The following is a 17,632-nucleotide window of genomic DNA, read 5'->3' on the forward strand; positions in this document are numbered from 1 at the left end:
ACGGGGCCAGCCCATTTCATTCAATAGGCGGCCCCTGCCTGCAAGCATACGGGAAATTAGGCTGCCGCTCTTTTCCTCCTGCTTCTGCTTTGTGCTCTTAATGTTTGAACAGAGAGGGAAATCCCTGTTATCGTTAATACAATCAATCCGATGGCTGTCATATCAGCCAGCCATTTCACATTCGTAGAGCCGATTCGTCCTTCGTGAAGCCCATGAATGAGTCCGACAAAGGAATTTCCCTGCTGCCCGCTTCCATTCATCGCTCTCCCTTGCTGCCCAGAGGCACTGCTGCTGGCGGCTCCCTGGTTATTACCTTTGCCTTCTTGGGCCGGAGCAGAGCTTGCGCTGCTGCCGGAAGCCGGATCTTGCCGGTCGGGGGTTGCAGTACCGGCCGCCTGCTGCGTCTGCGCTGGCATTCTTATTTCGGATCGGGAGGTTTGTCCCATCATCCAGGGCTCCGATAAAAGCAAGCCGGTCACGGCCTCCATTAAAATAAGAACCGATGTTAGCAACCCGATCCATAGGTGAAGCTGGCGAAATTTTCTCATTGTAAGCTCTCTCCCTCAATCGTCTTCATGAATGATTGGTGCATGTAAAAAGTCAAGGCGAATGCAACCTCATTCGCATCCATTCGCCTTGACTTGCTGCGGTGCAGCCACAGCTGGTATGACTTATCCCGGCAAGCTTAGTTGCTTGGGCTGCCGTCAGCCGGACGGCCTCGGCCGCCTCCCATTCCGCGGCCGCCGCCGGGCAGCTTCGCCGGTGTTGGCTGTAGTGACGCCGGAGCTGTTGACATACGTCACGGTGTCTCCCAGCTTGAAGGTCACGACCTTGGTGCTGCCGCTGGTCGAGCCGCCGTCGTACAGACCATCGGTCGCGGTTCCGGCAGCCTTGCCGCCGGTAGCCAAGGTGTACTCTGTACCGGCCAACAGATTCGGCGAGGAAACAACGATGCTGGAGAAGGTTTTTGCCGGTGCGAACGCCGCTATCTGCTTACCCGAGCTGTCTGTCAGCGTCACTAAAGTGCCTGCTTCAAGCTGGCTCGGAAACGTCATCAGGATAGCTCGCTGCGATGACGTCTCGGAAGGAGCTTGCGCCATCCCCGAGCTGCCTGCTGCGATCAAGGTGCCTCCTGACTGCTCGAAGGTGCCGTCGTAATCCAAAGCGCCGTTGCCATCGTTGGAAGGGCCGTTCACAAGGGCCGTCCCGCCCGTCATGACCATCGATCCGTTGGAATCGAGGCCGTCGCCTGCGGCGTCAACGTACAGATAACCGCCGCTGATCGTCAGCTTGCCGCTTGCGGGGCTGGACGGGCCCCTGCCGCCTTGCGCTGTGCCGGTGCTGCTGCCGCCGCTGACGTTTACACCGTCATCCGTCGAAACAAGATGGATTGTACCGCCGGAGATGGCAATATCCAAGCTCTCCAAGCCTTCATAGCTCTTCGTAATATCGATGGTCCCCTTCGAGATGGCGATAGCCGTATCCGCATGGATCCCGTCATCTCCGGAAGCCAGGCTGTACTGACCTCCTGTGATCGCCAGATTGGCCTTACTGTGAATCGCATCGTCCGCTGCGTCAATCTGGAACGTACCGTCCGTAACCGCAATATTCTTCGCCGCTTTCAGCGCTTTACCGCTGGAGGACTCAGTCTCGGTATCCGCCTGCGTCTGGGCTTGGGCGCTAGCTGCTGCACCTGGCTTTTGCTGCCCTTGCGGCGAACCGTTAAAGCCGCGCGGCGGCTCCTCCTGATGCGTCTTCGTAGAGGCTGCGCTGCCGCCGCCGGACACGATATGAAACGTGCCGCCGCCGATCAGGAGACTGGAAGCGGCCTGGATGCCGTCGTTAGCAGAGGTGATGTTGAAGGTCCCGCCTGCGATGGCGATATTGCCTTTATCCGAATCGGTATCATTCGTCGTTTTTACACCATCGCCGCCCGCCTTGATTGTCAGGCTGCCGTCTTTGACCGCAAATAAATCGCGTCCAACCACCCCGTCATCCGCCGCTTGAACGTCAATCACGCCGCTCATCAGCTTCACGTCATCCTTGCCGGTGATACCGTCCTTTGCGTTGCCTCGAACGGTTAGTTTGCCGGAGCCGTTAATCGTCAGATCGCCCTTGCTGTAGATCGCCGCTGTCGGCGCATCCTCTGATGTATCCGTGTAAGCCGCACCGTCGGAAACGACGTTTTCCGTGCCTTCCGGCAGGGTGACGATAGTCCTGTCAGCCTCCTTCACATAAATAGCGGAGCTATCCTTGCTGCTGATCTGCGTGCCGTTCAGCACCAGATGGACGACCGCATCCTTCGGAGCATTGACGATCAATTGGCCTTCGGCGGCTGTCCCGGACACGACATAGGTACCGGCCTCGGTAATCGTGACGACGCCTCCCTCAGCCGCTGCGCCGGAGCCGTCGATGCTGGCGCCCGAGGTTCCCCAGAGGATCGCTGTCGATTGCTCCTTGCTCCAGGATGTCAGCGTGTCATTTTCGCCAAAACCGGCCTGCTTTGCCGCATCCAGGCTTGTCAGCTGTGCAGCGGCGGCCGGGGTTGAGGCTGTACTCGCCGCCGCAGGTGCCGACACCTCAGCGGACTTCGAGCTGCAGCCTGCAGCTAATAGAGTGCTTAGAAGCACGATTGCCATCATTTTTGCTTTATTGGAGTGTTTCATTGATTGTCCTCTTTTCATTTAGTATTCCATGACCGTCGGGTTCATGGTCAGTGTAATATCGAGATTGCCATTTCGCGTACGGACGGCGTCGAGCAGTTCCTTCTGATTCGTATTCGGGCCCAGCTTTATCGCATAAACGACTTCGTATAAGCTGCCGAGCTCAGTGGTGCGTACCTTTTTCAACTCGTACTCGATGTTGAACTTGTTGAAGATTTCCTCGAATGCCTCCTCATAGCCGAGACTCTCCGGAATGGTCACCTTCAGCGTCTTCATCGCTTCCTTGCTTGTGCCGAATTTCACAGCTTTCAGGACGAACATCAGGATGCAGAGCAGCACCGTGAACAGTGCGGCATAGCCATATGCGCCGACGCCGCAGGCGAGACCCGCCGCCATGGAGAACAGGACATACGAGATATCCTTCGAGTCGCCGGGAGCGCTTCGGAACCGGATGATCGAGAAGGCACCGGCCAGGCTGAATGCACGGGCGATATTGCTGCCGATCAGCAGGATGATGATAGCCACAATCGTGGGCAGCACCATCATCGTAAGCGTGAAGCTCGGAGAATAGGCCTTCTGTGTCTTCATATAAGTCCAGCTGATGATACCGCCCAGGAGGATAGCGACTGCAAAGGTCAGCAGCGCCTGGGTTAAAGTTAATTCAGTGACGGGCGTATTTGAGGTGAAGATCGATTCCATCATAAAATAATGCTCTCCTTTTCCTGTTTCGCATAGCGAACTGATTTTTTATACTCGTTGCCGTATTTGGAGAAGCTCGTACGGTACATCTGGTGCTCCGACAGCAGCTTGGACAGCCAGACCGGAATCGTCTTCTCCGCCTTCACTTCCATTAGCCACTGGCCCCGCTCTATCAGCTGTTCGCCGTAATCCCCGTACTCCAGCTTGAGATCATGCCTTCTCGACCGAATGTTGGTGTCGAACGTGATCCTTAGATCCCGGTTGCCTTTGCAGAACATCGCAATCCGATCATACGCCAGATACACCATAGGCTGCAGTGCGTATCTCGATAGAAAGTAGTCGATTTCTTGAATAACCTGCTGGTTCATTCCCTTCCTGTATTCCGGCGCTTGCCCGGTTCCGAACAAATTCGTACGCTTCATGAAGCTTCAGGGAGGTTCGCCGTTTGTTGACGAGGCCGAACACCTTCTTTTTTAGCTCCAGATACACTTTAGCGTCCGAATCGGGTACGCCGTATGCCCTAATACGCAGCTTCTCCCTATACTTCGGCTTCGAGAGACTATTCCGCACAAGCGTGTGCTGCTCCGTGTCGTAGTACAAATTGCTGATGGAATAAAACTTATCATACTTATTAAAAGCATCCAGCTCCATGTATTCCATCAGGCAGTTATACATTCGGTAAAAGGCTTTGGTATCCATCAAGTATTTGTTTTCATAACGGTTGAACACTTCGATCGCCATCGTTCAACGCTCCCTTCCTTGCTTGCGACGTTGTGTCGCGTTCCATATGCTGTATATTAAGGCGGGAACCTTTAACGAATCTTAAATGTTTTCGAGAATCTTTGTTTGGGTGAAGCCGCACCGGGTGCTATTATAGAAGTTAAACGGAATCTGCATAGTACGGGTAATGATAGCGGCTGCCGGTAAACTTGCTTTGTTGGGTCGACGCGATTGCCGCGCTTCTCCGCTTAAGGTTGATTAAAGGTTTCCCGTTCACAATAGAGGTACGAGCTGGATAGGAGGCTGAAGCCATGAGATTGTTGATTGTAGAAGATGAAATAAATTTGGCGGAAGCACTCTCGCAAATTTTAAAGAAGCATAATTATTCCGTCGACGTCGTTCATGACGGGCAGGCGGGACTGGACAATGCGCTTAGCGGGATCTATGACCTGCTGCTGCTCGATATCATGCTTCCCGGCATGGATGGGATTTCTATATTAAAATCGATTCGCGCCAAAGGGATCCACACACCGGTCATCATGCTAACGGCAAAGGGAGAGATTCCTGACAAAATCGCCGGGCTCGATCACGGCGCGGACGACTATGTCGCCAAGCCTTTCTCCACTGAAGAGCTGCTGGCGCGCATTCGAGCTGCGCTGCGGCGTAAAGGAGAGGTGATACCGGAGGATGGGCTGCGGTTCGAGGATCTTGAGTTGAACACCTCAACGCTGAAGCTGACGTGCAAAGGGAAGGAGCTCAAGCTGATCCTCAAAGAAAGCGAGCTGCTGGAGCTTTTGATTACAAGAAAGCAAGCCGTTACCTCCAAGGAGCAAATGATCGAGAAGCTGTGGGGGTTCGATTCGGATGCGGAGCATAACAATGTGGAAGTGTACATTTCGTTCTTGAGGAAAAAGCTTGCCTTCTTGCACTCCTCGGTTCGCATTAGCACCATCCGGGGCGTAGGCTACGTACTGGAGGCGTCTTCCTGATGTTCAACAAGCTGCGCAACCGGTTCCTCCTGATGAACATGGTGATCTTCTCGGTTATTATGCTCGGCGCCTTCACAACGATTTATATCATTACTTATCAGAACGTGCGGAAGGATATCGTTATGGATCTTCAGCACGTGTCGGATTCCTATACTAAACCAGACGGTGCGGAGGGCAAGAAAGGCGGGGGGCCTCCAGGGAAAAAGGGAGCGGACCTGTTCGGAGCTCCTCACGTGCGTTCGGCCTCCTTCTCGCTGCAGACAGACGCTCAGTGGAACATTAAGGAAACGAATTCCAGGTTTGAGCTGAACAGCGAGTTTTATGCAGCCGTAGTCAAGAAAGCAGCCGCGCATCCGGAGCCTTACAGCCAGTTCACGCTCGACGGGACGCGCTGGGCGTACAGCGTTATGCAGAATCCAACGGGTTATTTTATTGTCTATATGGATGTGACTGCCCAGCAAAATATTTTAACCAATCTCATCTACACGTTCTCCGCCGTCGCGCTTGCGATGCTGGGGATCATTTATTTGACCAGCCGCTACTTTGCCAACCGCTCCATCGCACCTGTGAAAGAGGCCTTCGATAAGCAAAAGCAATTTATTGCTGACGCGTCCCACGAGCTGAAGACGCCTCTTGCCGTCATTAATACAAATGCCGATGTCCTGCTGGCTAACGGCGATGAGACCATTAACGAACAGGCCAAGTGGCTTCACCATATCAAATCGGAAACGGAACGTATGAAAATATTGACCCGAGATCTGCTGTATCTTACCGAGATGGAAGACAGCCGGTCGCAGATGATCCAGGTCCCGTTCGATTTGAGCGAAGCCGTCGAAAGCGTCATTCTCACTATGGAAGCGGTCATCTTTGAAAAGGATCTTGCGCTTCACTACGATATCGAGCCTAATCTCGTCGTCACCGGCAGCAGCGAGCAGCTAAAGCAAGTGACCATGATCCTTCTGGACAATGCTATTAAGTACTCCAGCCCGAAAGGCACGATCGATCTCTCGCTTAAAAGGCTTCATAATCATATTCAACTGTCGGTGGCCAATACGGGACCCGGTATACCTCCCGAACACCTGGAGAAAATCTTTGACCGCTTTTATCGTGCCGATCCCTCCCGCTCGCGGCAGAATGGCGGTTACGGCCTCGGGCTGGCCATCGCTAGATCGATTGTCGTTCAGCACCGGGGCAAAATTTACGCGAAAAGCGTACCGAACGAGACGACCACGTTTTATGTACAGCTGAATGAACGCTAACAGTTTCAAGACTGATCTGGTCCGCCAAAATAAACCAGCCCTGCTCCAGTAACATACCTGGTGTAGGGCTGCTTGCATAAGAAATGCTATAGGGCACTTATCTAAGTCTAAACCTTCTATAACTGTTTGGACCGAATCCGTCATATTCCTTGGAGTTCCAGTTTGAACTCACCGTCGAAGCGGTGCCGCTCTTCGTTAATTTGGGTTACTTTTCCCGGACGATTTTCCCGTTTATTCCTTGCACTCAGCCTGCTTCAAGTTTGATGTCCCGCCTCCGGCAAGTGTTCGAAGAAAATAAAGTATTAGACTGGGGTTGTTGATTTAGAGCGGTTTTTGAGTTGAGAATTCGTCAGCTTAAGATAAATAAGTTTTAGACTGATTCCAACATTTCCAAAGGAATAGCCTGGGTCCCGATGACGAATGAACGAAACGAATCCAAAAGATGTGCAAATAGCGGCAACCAAGAATAAGATTCCTTGGCTACCGCTCTTCCTATTTTCACAAATATTTAGCGACCATGTTTTTATTGGGACCGATCAGTACAAAAAGGTCAGGAGCAAGCCTTTTTAAAATCACTATTAGTTTAATTGAATTGTTTCTGGTTGCCTGAATTATCAGTTACTTCGATGACACTATAATAAACATTTGCATATATATCTTTGCTTGTAACATTTGCTGTAACAATTGTGCCTGAAGGTATTAAACTAGATCGGTTTATATAAGTATCTGCTAGTAATTCGTTATTATTTTTATCAAATAACTTAATAACGATGTTTGCCAAACTTCCCCTTCCTGTACTTAGTTCAATATCTTCATTAATCCTAAAACTAAATACAGCAGAGTTCTGACTGTTGTTAAAATATAAACCGACTACTTCTATTTCAGGAGGCGTTGTATCTACTATTGAAGTTCATAGTTGTTACCTGTATCAGTAGTACCAGTATCACCTTTATCCCCTTTTTCACCTTGCACACCTTGTGGTTAGTACTTCACCTTGTGGACCTTGTTCCCCTTGATCTCCTTTGTCTCCCTTATCACCTTTGATACCTTGCAGACCTTGTGGTCTAGCAGGACCAGGAATTGCTTGTTTAATGCTTAGTTCTTTGATTTCTTTCGGTAAATTATTTCTTAGACACAAATATTAGAATTTCTTTGCCAATTCAGTAGCTTCCAACAATGCTTTACTTTTTATTTCATCAGCTTGGTCTTTATACTGTGCCATACCTTCTACATAAATAGTTTGGAAATCTTCAATGCCTAGCATTGTAAGTACTGCTCTTAGGTAACTATCACCGAAGTTTAATTTTTCAAACTCACCATATGATAAAATGGTCCCAGAAGCTTGAATATGAACAACCTTCTTACCTTGTGCTGTTCCTACTAGACCGCCTAAACCTCTCATACCGTTATTAGCTGGCTTAACAGTTATACCTGGAACGAAAATAGTATCGATATAAGATTTCAGAACAGGAGGAAACATCAAGTTCCAAACTGGATTAGCGATTATAATTTTATCAGCAGCAACAAATTGCTCGACCAATTCTCGCATACGTACAGCCTTTACTTTGGATTCGTCGCTCAATCCATCAAATGACTCTCCGCTTGGCGGTTGTCCCCAACGTCTCAATAGATCGAAATCAATTTCAGGAATATCTTCCTTATACAAATCTAGATGTACGATTTCATCTTCAGGATTTGCTTCACGATATGTTTCAATAAATTTGTTTCCAACTGTAACGCTGTTCGAATAGCTGTTAATCGGATGTGCTGTGATATAAAGCAATGTTTTCATGATAATTACCTCTTTTCATTTTTGTGAATTCATATTATGAAAATATATATAGGTCTGTCTCGTATTGGTACCGATCAGTACAAAAAAGTCATAAAAATAGCAGGGAAACTCATGCTTTAGTAGCTTTTGATTCCTTTTGCCGCTTTCGCTGATCCCCAAAGCGATCCCGGGTTGACACGATCACCATGCAGCTTAAGCATCTCGTTATATAGATCGAGTGGAGTTTCAGCTGCATCAGCAAATGTATTAAAGTCTTTAATATATTCGCGTGTTTTTTGGATATTGTCCGGACTGTCTGGTTCGTCTGGTTGTTGGTGTCCGGATACAACGTGAGTAGGGTTCAGCGCTTCGATAATGTCCAGCGCCTTTAGCCATTCTTGGCGCGTTTCTGGTGAGCTTTCACCTAGCAACGGGTGTACGTGCCCGTATGTAGCATCACCGGCAATCACTAGACCAATCGACGGCACATGCAACGCTGTCGTGCTATGTGTATCTGTAAAGCCTGTGTCCACGACTACAAGCTTATGACCTTCTAGCTCGAACTCATTGCCCTCTAATGCTTCAGCAGCTACTAGCGTATCCGGAATCTGTCCTGGGAATAGACGTTCCCAGAAGCTTTCACGTGCAAAATCTGAAATCTGATGCGGCATACCTTTAACTGATTCTGCTGTAGAGATCGCTTTAGCATTCGGAAACTTAGACTGAATAATATCGATACCAAAGAAATGATCTCCGTGAGGGTGTGTGATATAGATGTGCGTAAGGTTCTTACCGCTTGCTACAATCCAGTCGAGTAGCTGCTTGTTATGTTCAACCGTTGTGAACGTGTCAACCAGTACAGCATCGTTCTCACCGTAGATCAGTGTTGCCGTGTTTGCTACCCATTGAAGGGATTCGTCCACGCCTGCTGGAAGGTCTCTTGTCATACCGGCACGCTTGATAATGAATGTTTCATATTTTAGTGTTGTCATAGTTTTTATCTCCTTTTATAAGGACGTTTAACGTCCTAAGTGATTTCGTTACTTTAGTAATTGAAACATCACGGACAATGACTCATCGATGAATTGCCGCTCAGGCTTTGTCTTCAAAGTGACCAAGAGACCGTTCATAAAGATGATGAGCGAATGCGAGACGGCTAAAGCATCCAGGTCGCGCGAGAACTCTCCAGCTAGAATTCCCTTTTCAAGTGCCTGCCATACAAGAATTTGCAACTGCTCTTGATAACGGCTCGTTATCTGGGAGAATTGAGAATCGTGAGGTGCGAGTTCCACAATGGTATTGACGCAGAAGCATCCGAAGGACGGATTCGTTTGATAGGCAATATCGATGATGTCTTTGAAACACGATTTGATTGATTCTCGTACCGACGCATGACCTTGAAGTTTGGCCTTCAAATAAGCGATCCTGGTTTCCGAATATTTTTGGAGCGCGGTCGTAAACAACGACCTCTTGTCGCCATACGTCGCGTAGAAGCTGGATCGTTGAAGCCCCATTCTCTCCGTCAAAGCGCTCAGAGACGTTGCTTCGTACCCTTTTTCCCAAAACAACTGCATGGCTGCGTCTAATGCCTTCCGTTCGTCGAATTCCTTGGTTCTGGCCATCGGTATACCTTCCTCCTTTCTGTGTCGATCGGTACAGAATAATCATACTACCTCTAACTCTGGATTGTCAAGATGGTCACGAGATGTAATTTGCGGAGGTTCCAATTTGAACATCCGGTAGTCTCGGCAATCCGAAACCGGCAGCGAACAAGAGTCTTCTTGCGTGCCGGATCTCGCATGAATGCTGCATGTCAAGGTCGAACGCCTATGTCGCGGCCAGGTACGCTTGCCGCGCGAGCTGCTGTCCGATGAAAATTAAGAATTAAAGTGGAACCGTTGCGGTATCCTAATAATCTGTAGCACTGGCTTAATGCCCCTGCAGTCTAAAACTTTATTTTCTTAGTCTAATACTTTATTTTCCGAATCTAACACTTTATTTTTCAGTCTAATACTTTATTTTGTTTTGACAGCAAGACAACATTACAAATGGTTTGCCTTGTTCATATAAAATCGTTTCACTCGTTCAAAAGCCTGCCATACGGCGGCTTCGCGCACCATTTTCGAATCGGCTTTCTCTTCCTCATCCACTTGCTTCAAATGTGTGTCAAGCGTACTCTTGATTCCGCCGCAAGCCTCCTGAATGGATGCTGCGAATGGGATATAGTCGGCTAACAATCCTTCAGCCCGCTCGCGTCCCTTTCGAACAATATTAACGGCTTCGTCTTCAGAAATGGGATAGCTCTCTTTCAAAAGCAACTTTATTCCGTCCGCGATGTCGGAATATTCTTTTTCCTTAAGCGTCGTAAAAATCATTCTCACGCCCTCCTCCAACTCGTGTATCTGAGCAGATGAGACTTCAACCTGACTCGTATCGTTCGTTCTTATTCGCCATGTTAATCATATCCATTTTTTATAATAAAAAGTGATATTGTGCTGTTACAAAATATCACTCCATTGTTATAATTAAAGAAAGGTTTGTTGGAGGGAGAGACTTGTTGAAGCACTCAAACCATACAAATGAGCAGTTTCAGGTGTTTCATGCGACGAATAACAAAGCCCTCCGGCTTCGTTATAAAATTGTGTCCACTGAAACGCCGCCTATTTACTACCATTATCATAGAGGAATTGAGATATTATTTGTTCATCATGGCATCGGAAGTCTGACCCTCAACCGCAAGATGTATAATCTCGAGGCCGGAAGCATAGTCCTGCTGCATCCCTTCCAGCTGCACCGTGTGCAATTCGAAACGCATACGCAACCCTATGTACGCACAACGTTAACCTTTGAGCCCTCAAGCTTTGCCCCTCTTCTTAAACATTTTCCTGTCTTGTTTCGTTTTTTTGAGCAAATATGGAAAGGGCAGCTTTCCGTCCAAGTATTCCGTATGGGCAGCAATTTGACTTATATTTCCGGTGTGCTTGAACGGTTTCATCATTTTGTTTCGGAGCCGGGTGGAGATGAAGATCTCGAAAGCGCTTCTATGCTGATCCTCAATATTCTGGATTATGTAAAATCGCTCCATAATGGCGGTTTTGGGGGAGCTGCACGTCCTGAAAGCCATGCTGAAAAAATAATGAATTGGGTAGAGGATCATTATACTGAGCCTTTCGATCTAAGCACCTTGGCCGAGGAGCTCCATCTTTCCAAGCATCATGTCTCCCATCTCTTTCAATCGGAAACAGGAAGCAGCATCACCGATTATGTGATTGCTCGAAGAATCAGGCAAGCTTGCTGGCTGTTAAAAACAGAATCAAAGTCTATAGAGCAGATCGGTGCGTTAGTCGGCATATCGAACTTCCCCTATTTCTGCCGTCTCTTCAAGAAGGTCACAGGCTTGACTCCAAATCAGTACCGCAAGAGCCATTTAAATTAAATTGTACAATAATGTATCCCGTGTGAGAGTTTCAATTGCTTCAGAGCCCAAAGCGATTAAGATACACAGCTAGTATGATCCATTATACCGACCATGAAGTTTGTAGGAAACATAAAAAACTGCCCGGTCATCGCTTCATTTAAAGCGATGATCGGGCAGTTTTTGTAAACTTCATATGATACGGTGCCATAACTAAATGAGGTTCGATTTTTGCAGCAGCCGCTGTACAAGCACTGCTACTTCGGCTCTGGATATGAACGCTTTCGGAGCAAATTCGGTGCTGCTGCGGCCTGAAACAATTCCCGCCTGTAAGCACTCAACAACACTATTCTTAGCCCAAACAGAGACGTTGCTTCCATCCTGAAAACCATCAAGCATATTGACTACAGACGCTTCAGTATGCAGATCTGTTAGGAGCATCGCCTTGGCAATCATGGTCATAGCTTGCTCACGAGTAATTTTGTCCTGCGGTCGAAACGAGCCATCTTCAAAACCGCTAATCAGCTTATACGCATAAGCAGTCTCGACAACGGAGTTGTACCAGTCCGTTGGTTTAACGTCGGTGAACGTTGATCCTCCGGCTTCCGGTTTTAGACCTAAGCCCCGTACGAGGATCGCTGCAAATTCTGCGCGCGTAATGTCTTGATCCGGTCTAAATAGGTCGGTTTCAATCCCGGTGATGATTAGACGCGAACCCATGTCATTTATTGCGTCCTTCGCCCAATGCTGTGCAGCGTCCTTAAATTCCAGAGGGTGCCAAACTACAGAGTAGGTGCTGTTCGTCAAGCTGTTGATTTTGGCAATATACTTGCCATTGGAATCCTTCTCGACCTTCGTCGGCACATGTCGTAACGCACCGTCCGGATCGATAACAACACCAGTTGTAATTTGCTGCGGATTTACGCCCTCAGGAATCGATATCGTTCTTTCTAAATAGGCATTAAATTGGGAAACACCGATTGTATTGCCGTTGTAAATGCCGGTGATATTAAAATCAAGCGGGTCTGCTACTAACTTCAGGTTGTATCGGGCAGCAGAATCCTTGATTATTTCCATCATATTCTCTGCTGGCTTGGTAATTTCGATATGAACCGTAATATCCTGCAACTGCACCCCGGTACCCAGCTTGTCCGATAACGCACGGATATTGATCTGCTGCGCTGGAAGTCTGTACGTGGCGTTATCTGTCTTGATTTCTAAGATAGCTTCCTTTATCTCCATGTTTCTGACCATTTGTCCGTTCAACTCGCCGACTATAGTGTCCGATTTCGTATTGAATGGAATCGTTACTATCGCATGCTGACCTTCTGCTGCGAGCTTTTCATCCAACTTTTGCGGGTCTAGAGTGACTGTCGTTACGGATTTGCTGCCATTCGTCTCGGTCGCTACAGTCCCTGCATCCTGAGCCTTGCCGTTCACCAAGGCTTGGGCAATGTTAGTTGACTCTGGCATAGGTGTCCCAGAGGCAGTAGAGTGTGAGCCCGATCTGGACGACCCTTTGGTTATCACTACAATTTCGTTGGAGGCCGGGCTATCACCGCCTGCGCCTGAAGCCTTCACTACGAAATAATAAGTAGTATTCTTCGTCAAGTTCCCAGTGCTATAGCTAAGTGTAGAACCATCGACCGTATCCACTTCCTCCCCGTAAGAAGCGGAGATACTGCTTTTGAAAATCTTATAACTGGTAGCGCCCGACACCGCCGTCCAGCTAATAATAACTCCTTGGCTGGACGTGGAAACCAGTTGCACAGTAGGTGCCATTGGAGCCGCGGGTCCCGTCGTGTCACTCACGGCAATAGTCAATGTTTGGGAGGCTCCTGCGCTGAAGTTAAACGTTAGAACCGTCGTCCCGATTTTCTGCTCAGCCAGATATGCTTTCGAAATATATACGTCGGAACTTACTGTCGTGCCCGTCACCATGTAATCCGTTCCCCTACTCAGCGGAGACGTTCCGTTCACGATGCTGCTAAGCGTATTGCCGTTAAACGACACCATTGTTGATACGTCTGCATATTGACCGGTTGACGTGTTTGCCATATTCTTATCAAACGTCGCCGTCGTTGGGCTGATTGTACTGTTTCCTGGTGTCGTATCGTTTACCGTGATCGTCAGTGTTTGCGTCGCTCCAGCGCTGAAATTGAAAATCAGGGTTACCGGACTCACCGTTTGTGCCGCAAGGTACTCCTTCTTGATCGTTACCCTTGAACCTGACACTGTATAGTCCGTTATCGCATTCAGCGGAGACACTCCGTTTAGAATGCTGCTCAATAAATTACCGTTCAATATCACCGTAGTCGTTACGTCTGTATAATGACCTGGCGTTGTATCTGCAATGTTCTTATCAAACGTCGCCGTCGTTGGGCTGATTGTACTGTTTAATGGTGTCGTGTCGTTAATGATGACGGTTAACGTTGGATCTGTCCCTTCACTCATATCCAACGTAAACACTTTCTCCCCTGGACCTAGTGTCGCCAAGTATTCCTTTTTAATCGTTACCATACCGCTCAACTCATTAAAGTTGCCCGAATCAATCGAACTTCCGTTTAACGTTATATCCATTAATGTGTTGCCATTAAACGCCAGGGTCGTTGTAATATCCGCGTAATGCCCCGTCGTTGTGTCCGCAACGTTCTTGTCAAAGGATGCCGTTGTCGGGGAAATCGTCGAGCTTGGTGCGACTGCAGAGGCTACTCCGTGTAAAATAAACGTTTGTGAACTAAAGTTGTCGTGATAAACGCCAATATGATTCTCAAATCCGGAGAATACAATTTGCCCGCCTACTATAAAATCATTGTCATTATTGATAACCGGACTATACGAAGAAATAGAATTTCCATTGTTATCTACCTCCGCTGCATCCATCGCGCCATTTTGATCGATCCGGTAAAAAATAAAGTGATCGGCTTCCGACTCGAGAAGGCCTGCTGTAAAATCGGCTGAAACGTACGCCGGGTTAACGATGGAGCCAACCGTCGCACCATTATTATCGAATTCTTGAATAATAGCGTTATCGCCGTCCACATACAACGCAGCATAATTATGGTTGGATAGTCCAATTACACTAATCGGGAAGTTCATGCTGGTCGTATTCCCCGAGGTATTCAAATTAAATAGGTTTTTTTTCACTGTTCCATTGTTATTATACAGAACGGCCCGGTCATAATCGTAGGCCATAGCAGGTGTTATATCAGTCTTAAAATGCCGGCTTACGATCATATATGTACCGTTATGATTGGTAGCGATCGCATATTGACTCGGGGTACTCTCTGCCTGATCGCGTTGGTCACTAATCGTTGCCTTACCCACTACAGATGTGCCATCAGGCTTAAAAATTGTCGTGTAATAAGCATGGTTATCGGCCACATACCACATAAAAACAATATTGCCGTCCGAAAGCTGCACGGCATCTGTTAATTCAGCATTAGTGTCGGCGACAGGATCGCCAATTGCTGTCTTGTGCGTCGTGATGCTAAGACTGGAATTAAGAACGATAAAAGAATTGCCATCCCCTAGCTTGTCCCAAGCAATAAGCACGCTGCCATTATTTAAGTAAATTACTTTCATCCCTCCTGGGCTTCCGGCTGCCGTCCCCATCTCGCTGTCCAGAGCAACAGTGGTACCTGGAATTTCCGTACCCGTCTTGTCCAACAGCGTGTAGTAAGTGCCTCCGCCTGAATCCGAATACACATAGCCGGTTTTTCCGCCTGGAAGCGCAACAGCACTATGTACCGATTTAAAGCTTCCTGTTAGGTCAGTGATCACAGCAGTGTTAAAGTCCACATCCCCCGAATTCGCATATGCTTTCTGTTCAGTGAAGGGGAATGGACCCCAACCCGAAACGGCGATAAGCAAGCTCATCAACATGATCAAGCTTCTTATCGCCAGTGACTTTGACCTCATTTGTATGCACCTCATTCTAAAAAAGTTTCGACGTTGCATCTCATATTTCGACAGCAATTTCTAATTACCTGCTGATTAATTCAGAAATTTTATTAGGAAATTGTTCTGTACAACACTATACTTTTTCTCACTCAACCACAACTCAAGTCATGGTTTTAAAGAACTATAATTATTAATCAAAAACAATCGAAAAAAAGCTGCTCTGGCCTTATCTCCAGAGCAGCTTTCCCTTAGTTATTTATGAGCTGGGCTTGCACCAGCATTCTTCTAACCATGACGGCCGTCTGTGCACGGGTGATCGGTTGCGTCGGTTCCAAATGGCGGCCGGAACCCTGTACGATACCTTGCTTGACCGCGTTCGCAACCGCTTGGCGGGCCCAGTCTCCAACACTTCCTTGATCCTCAAAAGTTTCAAGCAGCTTATCCGCCTCATCAGGGTCCGCTGGATTCAGCTTAGCCAAGGCCGATGCACGGCTCAGCATAACCATTGCTTCTACGCGGGTAATCGTATCATTTGGCCGGAAGGTACCATTCGTGTATCCGCCGATCAATCCATAGGAAGCTGCCGCAGAGACATCGTGGCCGAACCAGTCGTGCTCGCCGATATCAGTAAAGGCGGCTTGTGAACCGTCCCTCTCTTCGTGCAAGCCTAAAGCGCGGAGCAAAATCGCTGTAAATTCGGCACGAGTAATCTCCCGCTCCGGTGCAAACGTATCCTCCGTTACCCCCTGTACAACAAGCCGGGAAGCCAGGTCATCGATCTCCCTGCCTGCCCAATAGTCTTTTGTGTCAGCGAAGGACTTTGGATGCCAAACTACAGTGTAGGTGCTGTTAGTAAGGCTGTTGATCACAGCATAATATTTTCCGTCGATTTGTGTGATCTTAGTAGGAACATGCGTAAGTGAACCGTCATCACCTGCTACTACACCTGTCGTCATTTTAGCGGGATCAATACCATTCGGTAAAGCGATGGCACGTTCGACATAATTATTGAATCGGTCCACCTCTACCGTTTTATCCCCGTACTTAGCCTTAACCTCGAAATTAACAGGCGGGATGGTAACACTCATTCCTCCGTTTGCCGCTGCCTTACTCACTTGTTCTTTCTTTACTGAATCCGTCTCCGCTATAGTTACACTAATCTTAATATCTTGCAGCGGTACCTCATTTCCAAAAGAAGATGAAACTCGGTCTATGTTAATTTGGGAGGCTGGCAGCGTATAAACAGCACGGTCTGTCTGAATCTCCAGCTTCGCTTCCTGACCCTCCATCGCTTTGACAAGCTTCCCGTTCAGTTCACCCACGACCTCATCGCCAGCTTCATTGGCAGGCACCACTAGTGTCTTCTCCTGACTGCTGTTTAGCTGCTCGATGGCCTTTTCCTCATCGACGTTGACTGTAACTACTGTCCGATCATTAACCTCCGTTTTGATTGTCGTCACGGGGCTGCTCTGCGTCGAGGACGGATTGCTCTGCATAGGTGAGCTGCTCTGTGCCGAGGACGGGTTGCTCTGTTCTGGTGTGCTGCTCTGCGTCGAGGACGGGTTGCTTTGTGCGGGCGAACTGCTCTGTCCCTGATTGCTGCTCACCGGACGGGACTTGTTGGGCTGCTTTACGATAAGCTGTCCCTCCGCCGTTTGAACCGGCAAGATGTTCATATCCGTATCGGTGAATGTCAGATTCGAAGGATCGGATGTTTTCACAGCAAATGCTTTCTCACCAGTTGTAGTGGCCACCGCCTGTATAGCAAAAAGCTCCTGTGCAGCATTAATCGGACGATCCCCTCCGCTTGCGTCCGCCCAAATGACACGAATCCAACCGTTCTTATTATCAAAGAACGATTTGAAGCAGCCTTCATCGGCGGTACTGCATGTCATTTCGTCGTCGCTTCCGTATCTTGGCGTAATACTCAAAACTTGAAACGCTGTATTATCAAAATCAATTTGAATCCCGTACGAGCCAATACCTGTTTCCGGCTGACCGATCGATACGGGGATCTGCACGGTTCTGCCTTTTGTCACGTTCATGCTGCCAATTGTGACCTGAACAGGAGATACCGGGGCAGCCCATGCCTGCGGCCAACCTGTTTGTACTACCGCGGCTACCAGAACGAGCATGAGCGGCAGGCGCCGCATGGATAGAGTGAACTTCCGCTTAAAGAGCATAGTCAGCCTCCGTTATTTTAGATAAATAAA

The 17,632-nt window shown here is 48.3% G+C and carries 13 protein-coding genes and 1 pseudogene; 3 read left to right on the forward strand and 11 right to left on the reverse strand.

The window, feature by feature from the left end; translation table 11 throughout:
• Positions 1-56: 56 nt before the first annotated feature.
• From ACHHV8_RS30420 to ACHHV8_RS30435, 4 genes and pseudogenes are all read right to left on the reverse strand, one after another.
• A complete protein-coding gene (locus ACHHV8_RS30420) occupies positions 57-548 on the reverse strand; it encodes a PepSY-associated TM helix domain-containing protein (protein WP_395163000.1) in 492 nt (163 codons plus the stop codon).
• A 156-nt stretch (positions 549-704) separates the two neighbouring features.
• The gene (locus tag ACHHV8_RS30425) at positions 705-2,666 is read right to left on the reverse strand and encodes a carbohydrate-binding domain-containing protein (RefSeq protein WP_395163001.1); all 1,962 of its coding nucleotides are present in this window, start codon (positions 2,664-2,666) and stop codon (positions 705-707) included.
• An 18-nt stretch (positions 2,667-2,684) separates the two neighbouring features.
• Positions 2,685-3,365 carry a DUF4956 domain-containing protein gene (locus ACHHV8_RS30430; protein ID WP_395163002.1) on the reverse strand — a complete coding sequence of 227 codons (681 nt, stop codon included), beginning with the start codon at positions 3,363-3,365 and terminating at the stop codon, positions 2,685-2,687.
• Positions 3,362-4,103, reverse strand: a pseudogene (locus tag ACHHV8_RS30435) (VTC domain-containing protein). The gene ACHHV8_RS30430 and the pseudogene ACHHV8_RS30435 overlap by 4 nt, the downstream one beginning before the upstream one ends.
• A 290-nt stretch (positions 4,104-4,393) precedes the next feature.
• On the opposite strand from ACHHV8_RS30435, the gene ACHHV8_RS30440 reads away from it, so the two are divergent.
• Together ACHHV8_RS30440 and ACHHV8_RS30445 are read left to right on the forward strand one after the other, a co-directional pair.
• The gene (locus ACHHV8_RS30440) at positions 4,394-5,071 is read left to right on the forward strand and encodes a response regulator transcription factor (RefSeq protein ID WP_395163003.1); all 678 of its coding nucleotides are present in this window, start codon (positions 4,394-4,396) and stop codon (positions 5,069-5,071) included.
• Positions 5,071-6,330, forward strand: coding sequence for a sensor histidine kinase (locus tag ACHHV8_RS30445; protein ID WP_395163004.1), 1,260 nt, complete (start codon positions 5,071-5,073; stop codon positions 6,328-6,330). Before ACHHV8_RS30440 ends, ACHHV8_RS30445 begins: the two co-directional genes overlap by 1 nt.
• A 583-nt stretch (positions 6,331-6,913) precedes the next feature.
• On the opposite strand, the gene ACHHV8_RS30450 is transcribed toward ACHHV8_RS30445, so the two are convergent.
• From ACHHV8_RS30450 to ACHHV8_RS30470, 5 genes are all read right to left on the reverse strand, one after another.
• Positions 6,914-7,111 carry a hypothetical protein gene (locus tag ACHHV8_RS30450; protein WP_395163005.1) on the reverse strand — a complete coding sequence of 66 codons (198 nt, stop codon included), beginning with the start codon at positions 7,109-7,111 and terminating at the stop codon, positions 6,914-6,916.
• 360 nt (positions 7,112-7,471) lie between these two features.
• Positions 7,472-8,122: an FMN-dependent NADH-azoreductase gene (locus ACHHV8_RS30455; RefSeq protein WP_395163006.1), complete on the reverse strand. Its 651-nt coding sequence runs from the start codon at positions 8,120-8,122 to the stop codon at positions 7,472-7,474.
• Between the two features lie 116 nt (positions 8,123-8,238).
• Entirely contained in the window at positions 8,239-9,093 is an 855-nt protein-coding gene (locus ACHHV8_RS30460; protein ID WP_395163007.1) for an MBL fold metallo-hydrolase, read from the reverse strand.
• Positions 9,094-9,141: 48 nt separating this feature from the next.
• Positions 9,142-9,723 carry a TetR/AcrR family transcriptional regulator gene (locus tag ACHHV8_RS30465; protein ID WP_395163008.1) on the reverse strand — a complete coding sequence of 194 codons (582 nt, stop codon included), beginning with the start codon at positions 9,721-9,723 and terminating at the stop codon, positions 9,142-9,144.
• 420 nt (positions 9,724-10,143) lie between these two features.
• Positions 10,144-10,476 (reverse strand): hypothetical protein, encoded by a 333-nt coding sequence (locus ACHHV8_RS30470; protein WP_395163009.1) that lies wholly within the window; start codon positions 10,474-10,476, stop codon positions 10,144-10,146.
• A 182-nt stretch (positions 10,477-10,658) separates the two neighbouring features.
• Here ACHHV8_RS30470 and ACHHV8_RS30475 point away from each other — a divergent pair, with 182 nt between their 5' ends.
• Positions 10,659-11,537: an AraC family transcriptional regulator gene (locus tag ACHHV8_RS30475; protein WP_395163010.1), complete on the forward strand. Its 879-nt coding sequence runs from the start codon at positions 10,659-10,661 to the stop codon at positions 11,535-11,537.
• 192 nt (positions 11,538-11,729) lie between these two features.
• Here the strand turns inward: ACHHV8_RS30475 and ACHHV8_RS30480 are convergent, their stop codons facing one another.
• Both ACHHV8_RS30480 and ACHHV8_RS30485 read right to left on the reverse strand, forming a co-directional pair.
• The gene (locus ACHHV8_RS30480; protein WP_395163011.1) at positions 11,730-15,401 is read right to left on the reverse strand and encodes a X2-like carbohydrate binding domain-containing protein; all 3,672 of its coding nucleotides are present in this window, start codon (positions 15,399-15,401) and stop codon (positions 11,730-11,732) included.
• A 266-nt stretch (positions 15,402-15,667) separates the two neighbouring features.
• Positions 15,668-17,602 carry an S-layer homology domain-containing protein gene (locus ACHHV8_RS30485; protein WP_395163012.1) on the reverse strand — a complete coding sequence of 645 codons (1,935 nt, stop codon included), beginning with the start codon at positions 17,600-17,602 and terminating at the stop codon, positions 15,668-15,670.
• Between the last annotated feature and the right edge of the window lie 30 nt (positions 17,603-17,632).

Source organism: Paenibacillus sp. TAB_01, assembly GCF_043945595.1.
Taxonomy (GTDB): domain Bacteria; phylum Bacillota; class Bacilli; order Paenibacillales; family NBRC-103111; genus Paenibacillus_S.

Coding starts and splice junctions, on each gene's coding strand:
- ACHHV8_RS30470 (WP_395163009.1), bottom strand. CDS start 10,476: ATGATTTTTACGACGCTTAAGGAAAAAGAATATTCCGACATCGCGGAC.
- ACHHV8_RS30480 (WP_395163011.1), bottom strand. CDS start 15,401: ATGTTGATGAGCTTGCTTATCGCCGTTTCGGGTTGGGGTCCATTCCCC.
- ACHHV8_RS30455 (WP_395163006.1), bottom strand. CDS start 8,122: ATGAAAACATTGCTTTATATCACAGCACATCCGATTAACAGCTATTCG.
- ACHHV8_RS30460 (WP_395163007.1), bottom strand. CDS start 9,093: ATGACAACACTAAAATATGAAACATTCATTATCAAGCGTGCCGGTATG.
- ACHHV8_RS30465 (WP_395163008.1), bottom strand. CDS start 9,723: ATGGCCAGAACCAAGGAATTCGACGAACGGAAGGCATTAGACGCAGCC.
- ACHHV8_RS30425 (WP_395163001.1), bottom strand. CDS start 2,666: ATGAAACACTCCAATAAAGCAAAAATGATGGCAATCGTGCTTCTAAGC.
- ACHHV8_RS30485 (WP_395163012.1), bottom strand. CDS start 17,602: ATGCTCTTTAAGCGGAAGTTCACTCTATCCATGCGGCGCCTGCCGCTC.
- ACHHV8_RS30420 (WP_395163000.1), bottom strand. CDS start 548: ATGAGAAAATTTCGCCAGCTTCACCTATGGATCGGGTTGCTAACATCG.
- ACHHV8_RS30440 (WP_395163003.1), top strand. CDS start 4,394: ATGAGATTGTTGATTGTAGAAGATGAAATAAATTTGGCGGAAGCACTC.
- ACHHV8_RS30430 (WP_395163002.1), bottom strand. CDS start 3,365: ATGATGGAATCGATCTTCACCTCAAATACGCCCGTCACTGAATTAACT.
- ACHHV8_RS30445 (WP_395163004.1), top strand. CDS start 5,071: ATGTTCAACAAGCTGCGCAACCGGTTCCTCCTGATGAACATGGTGATC.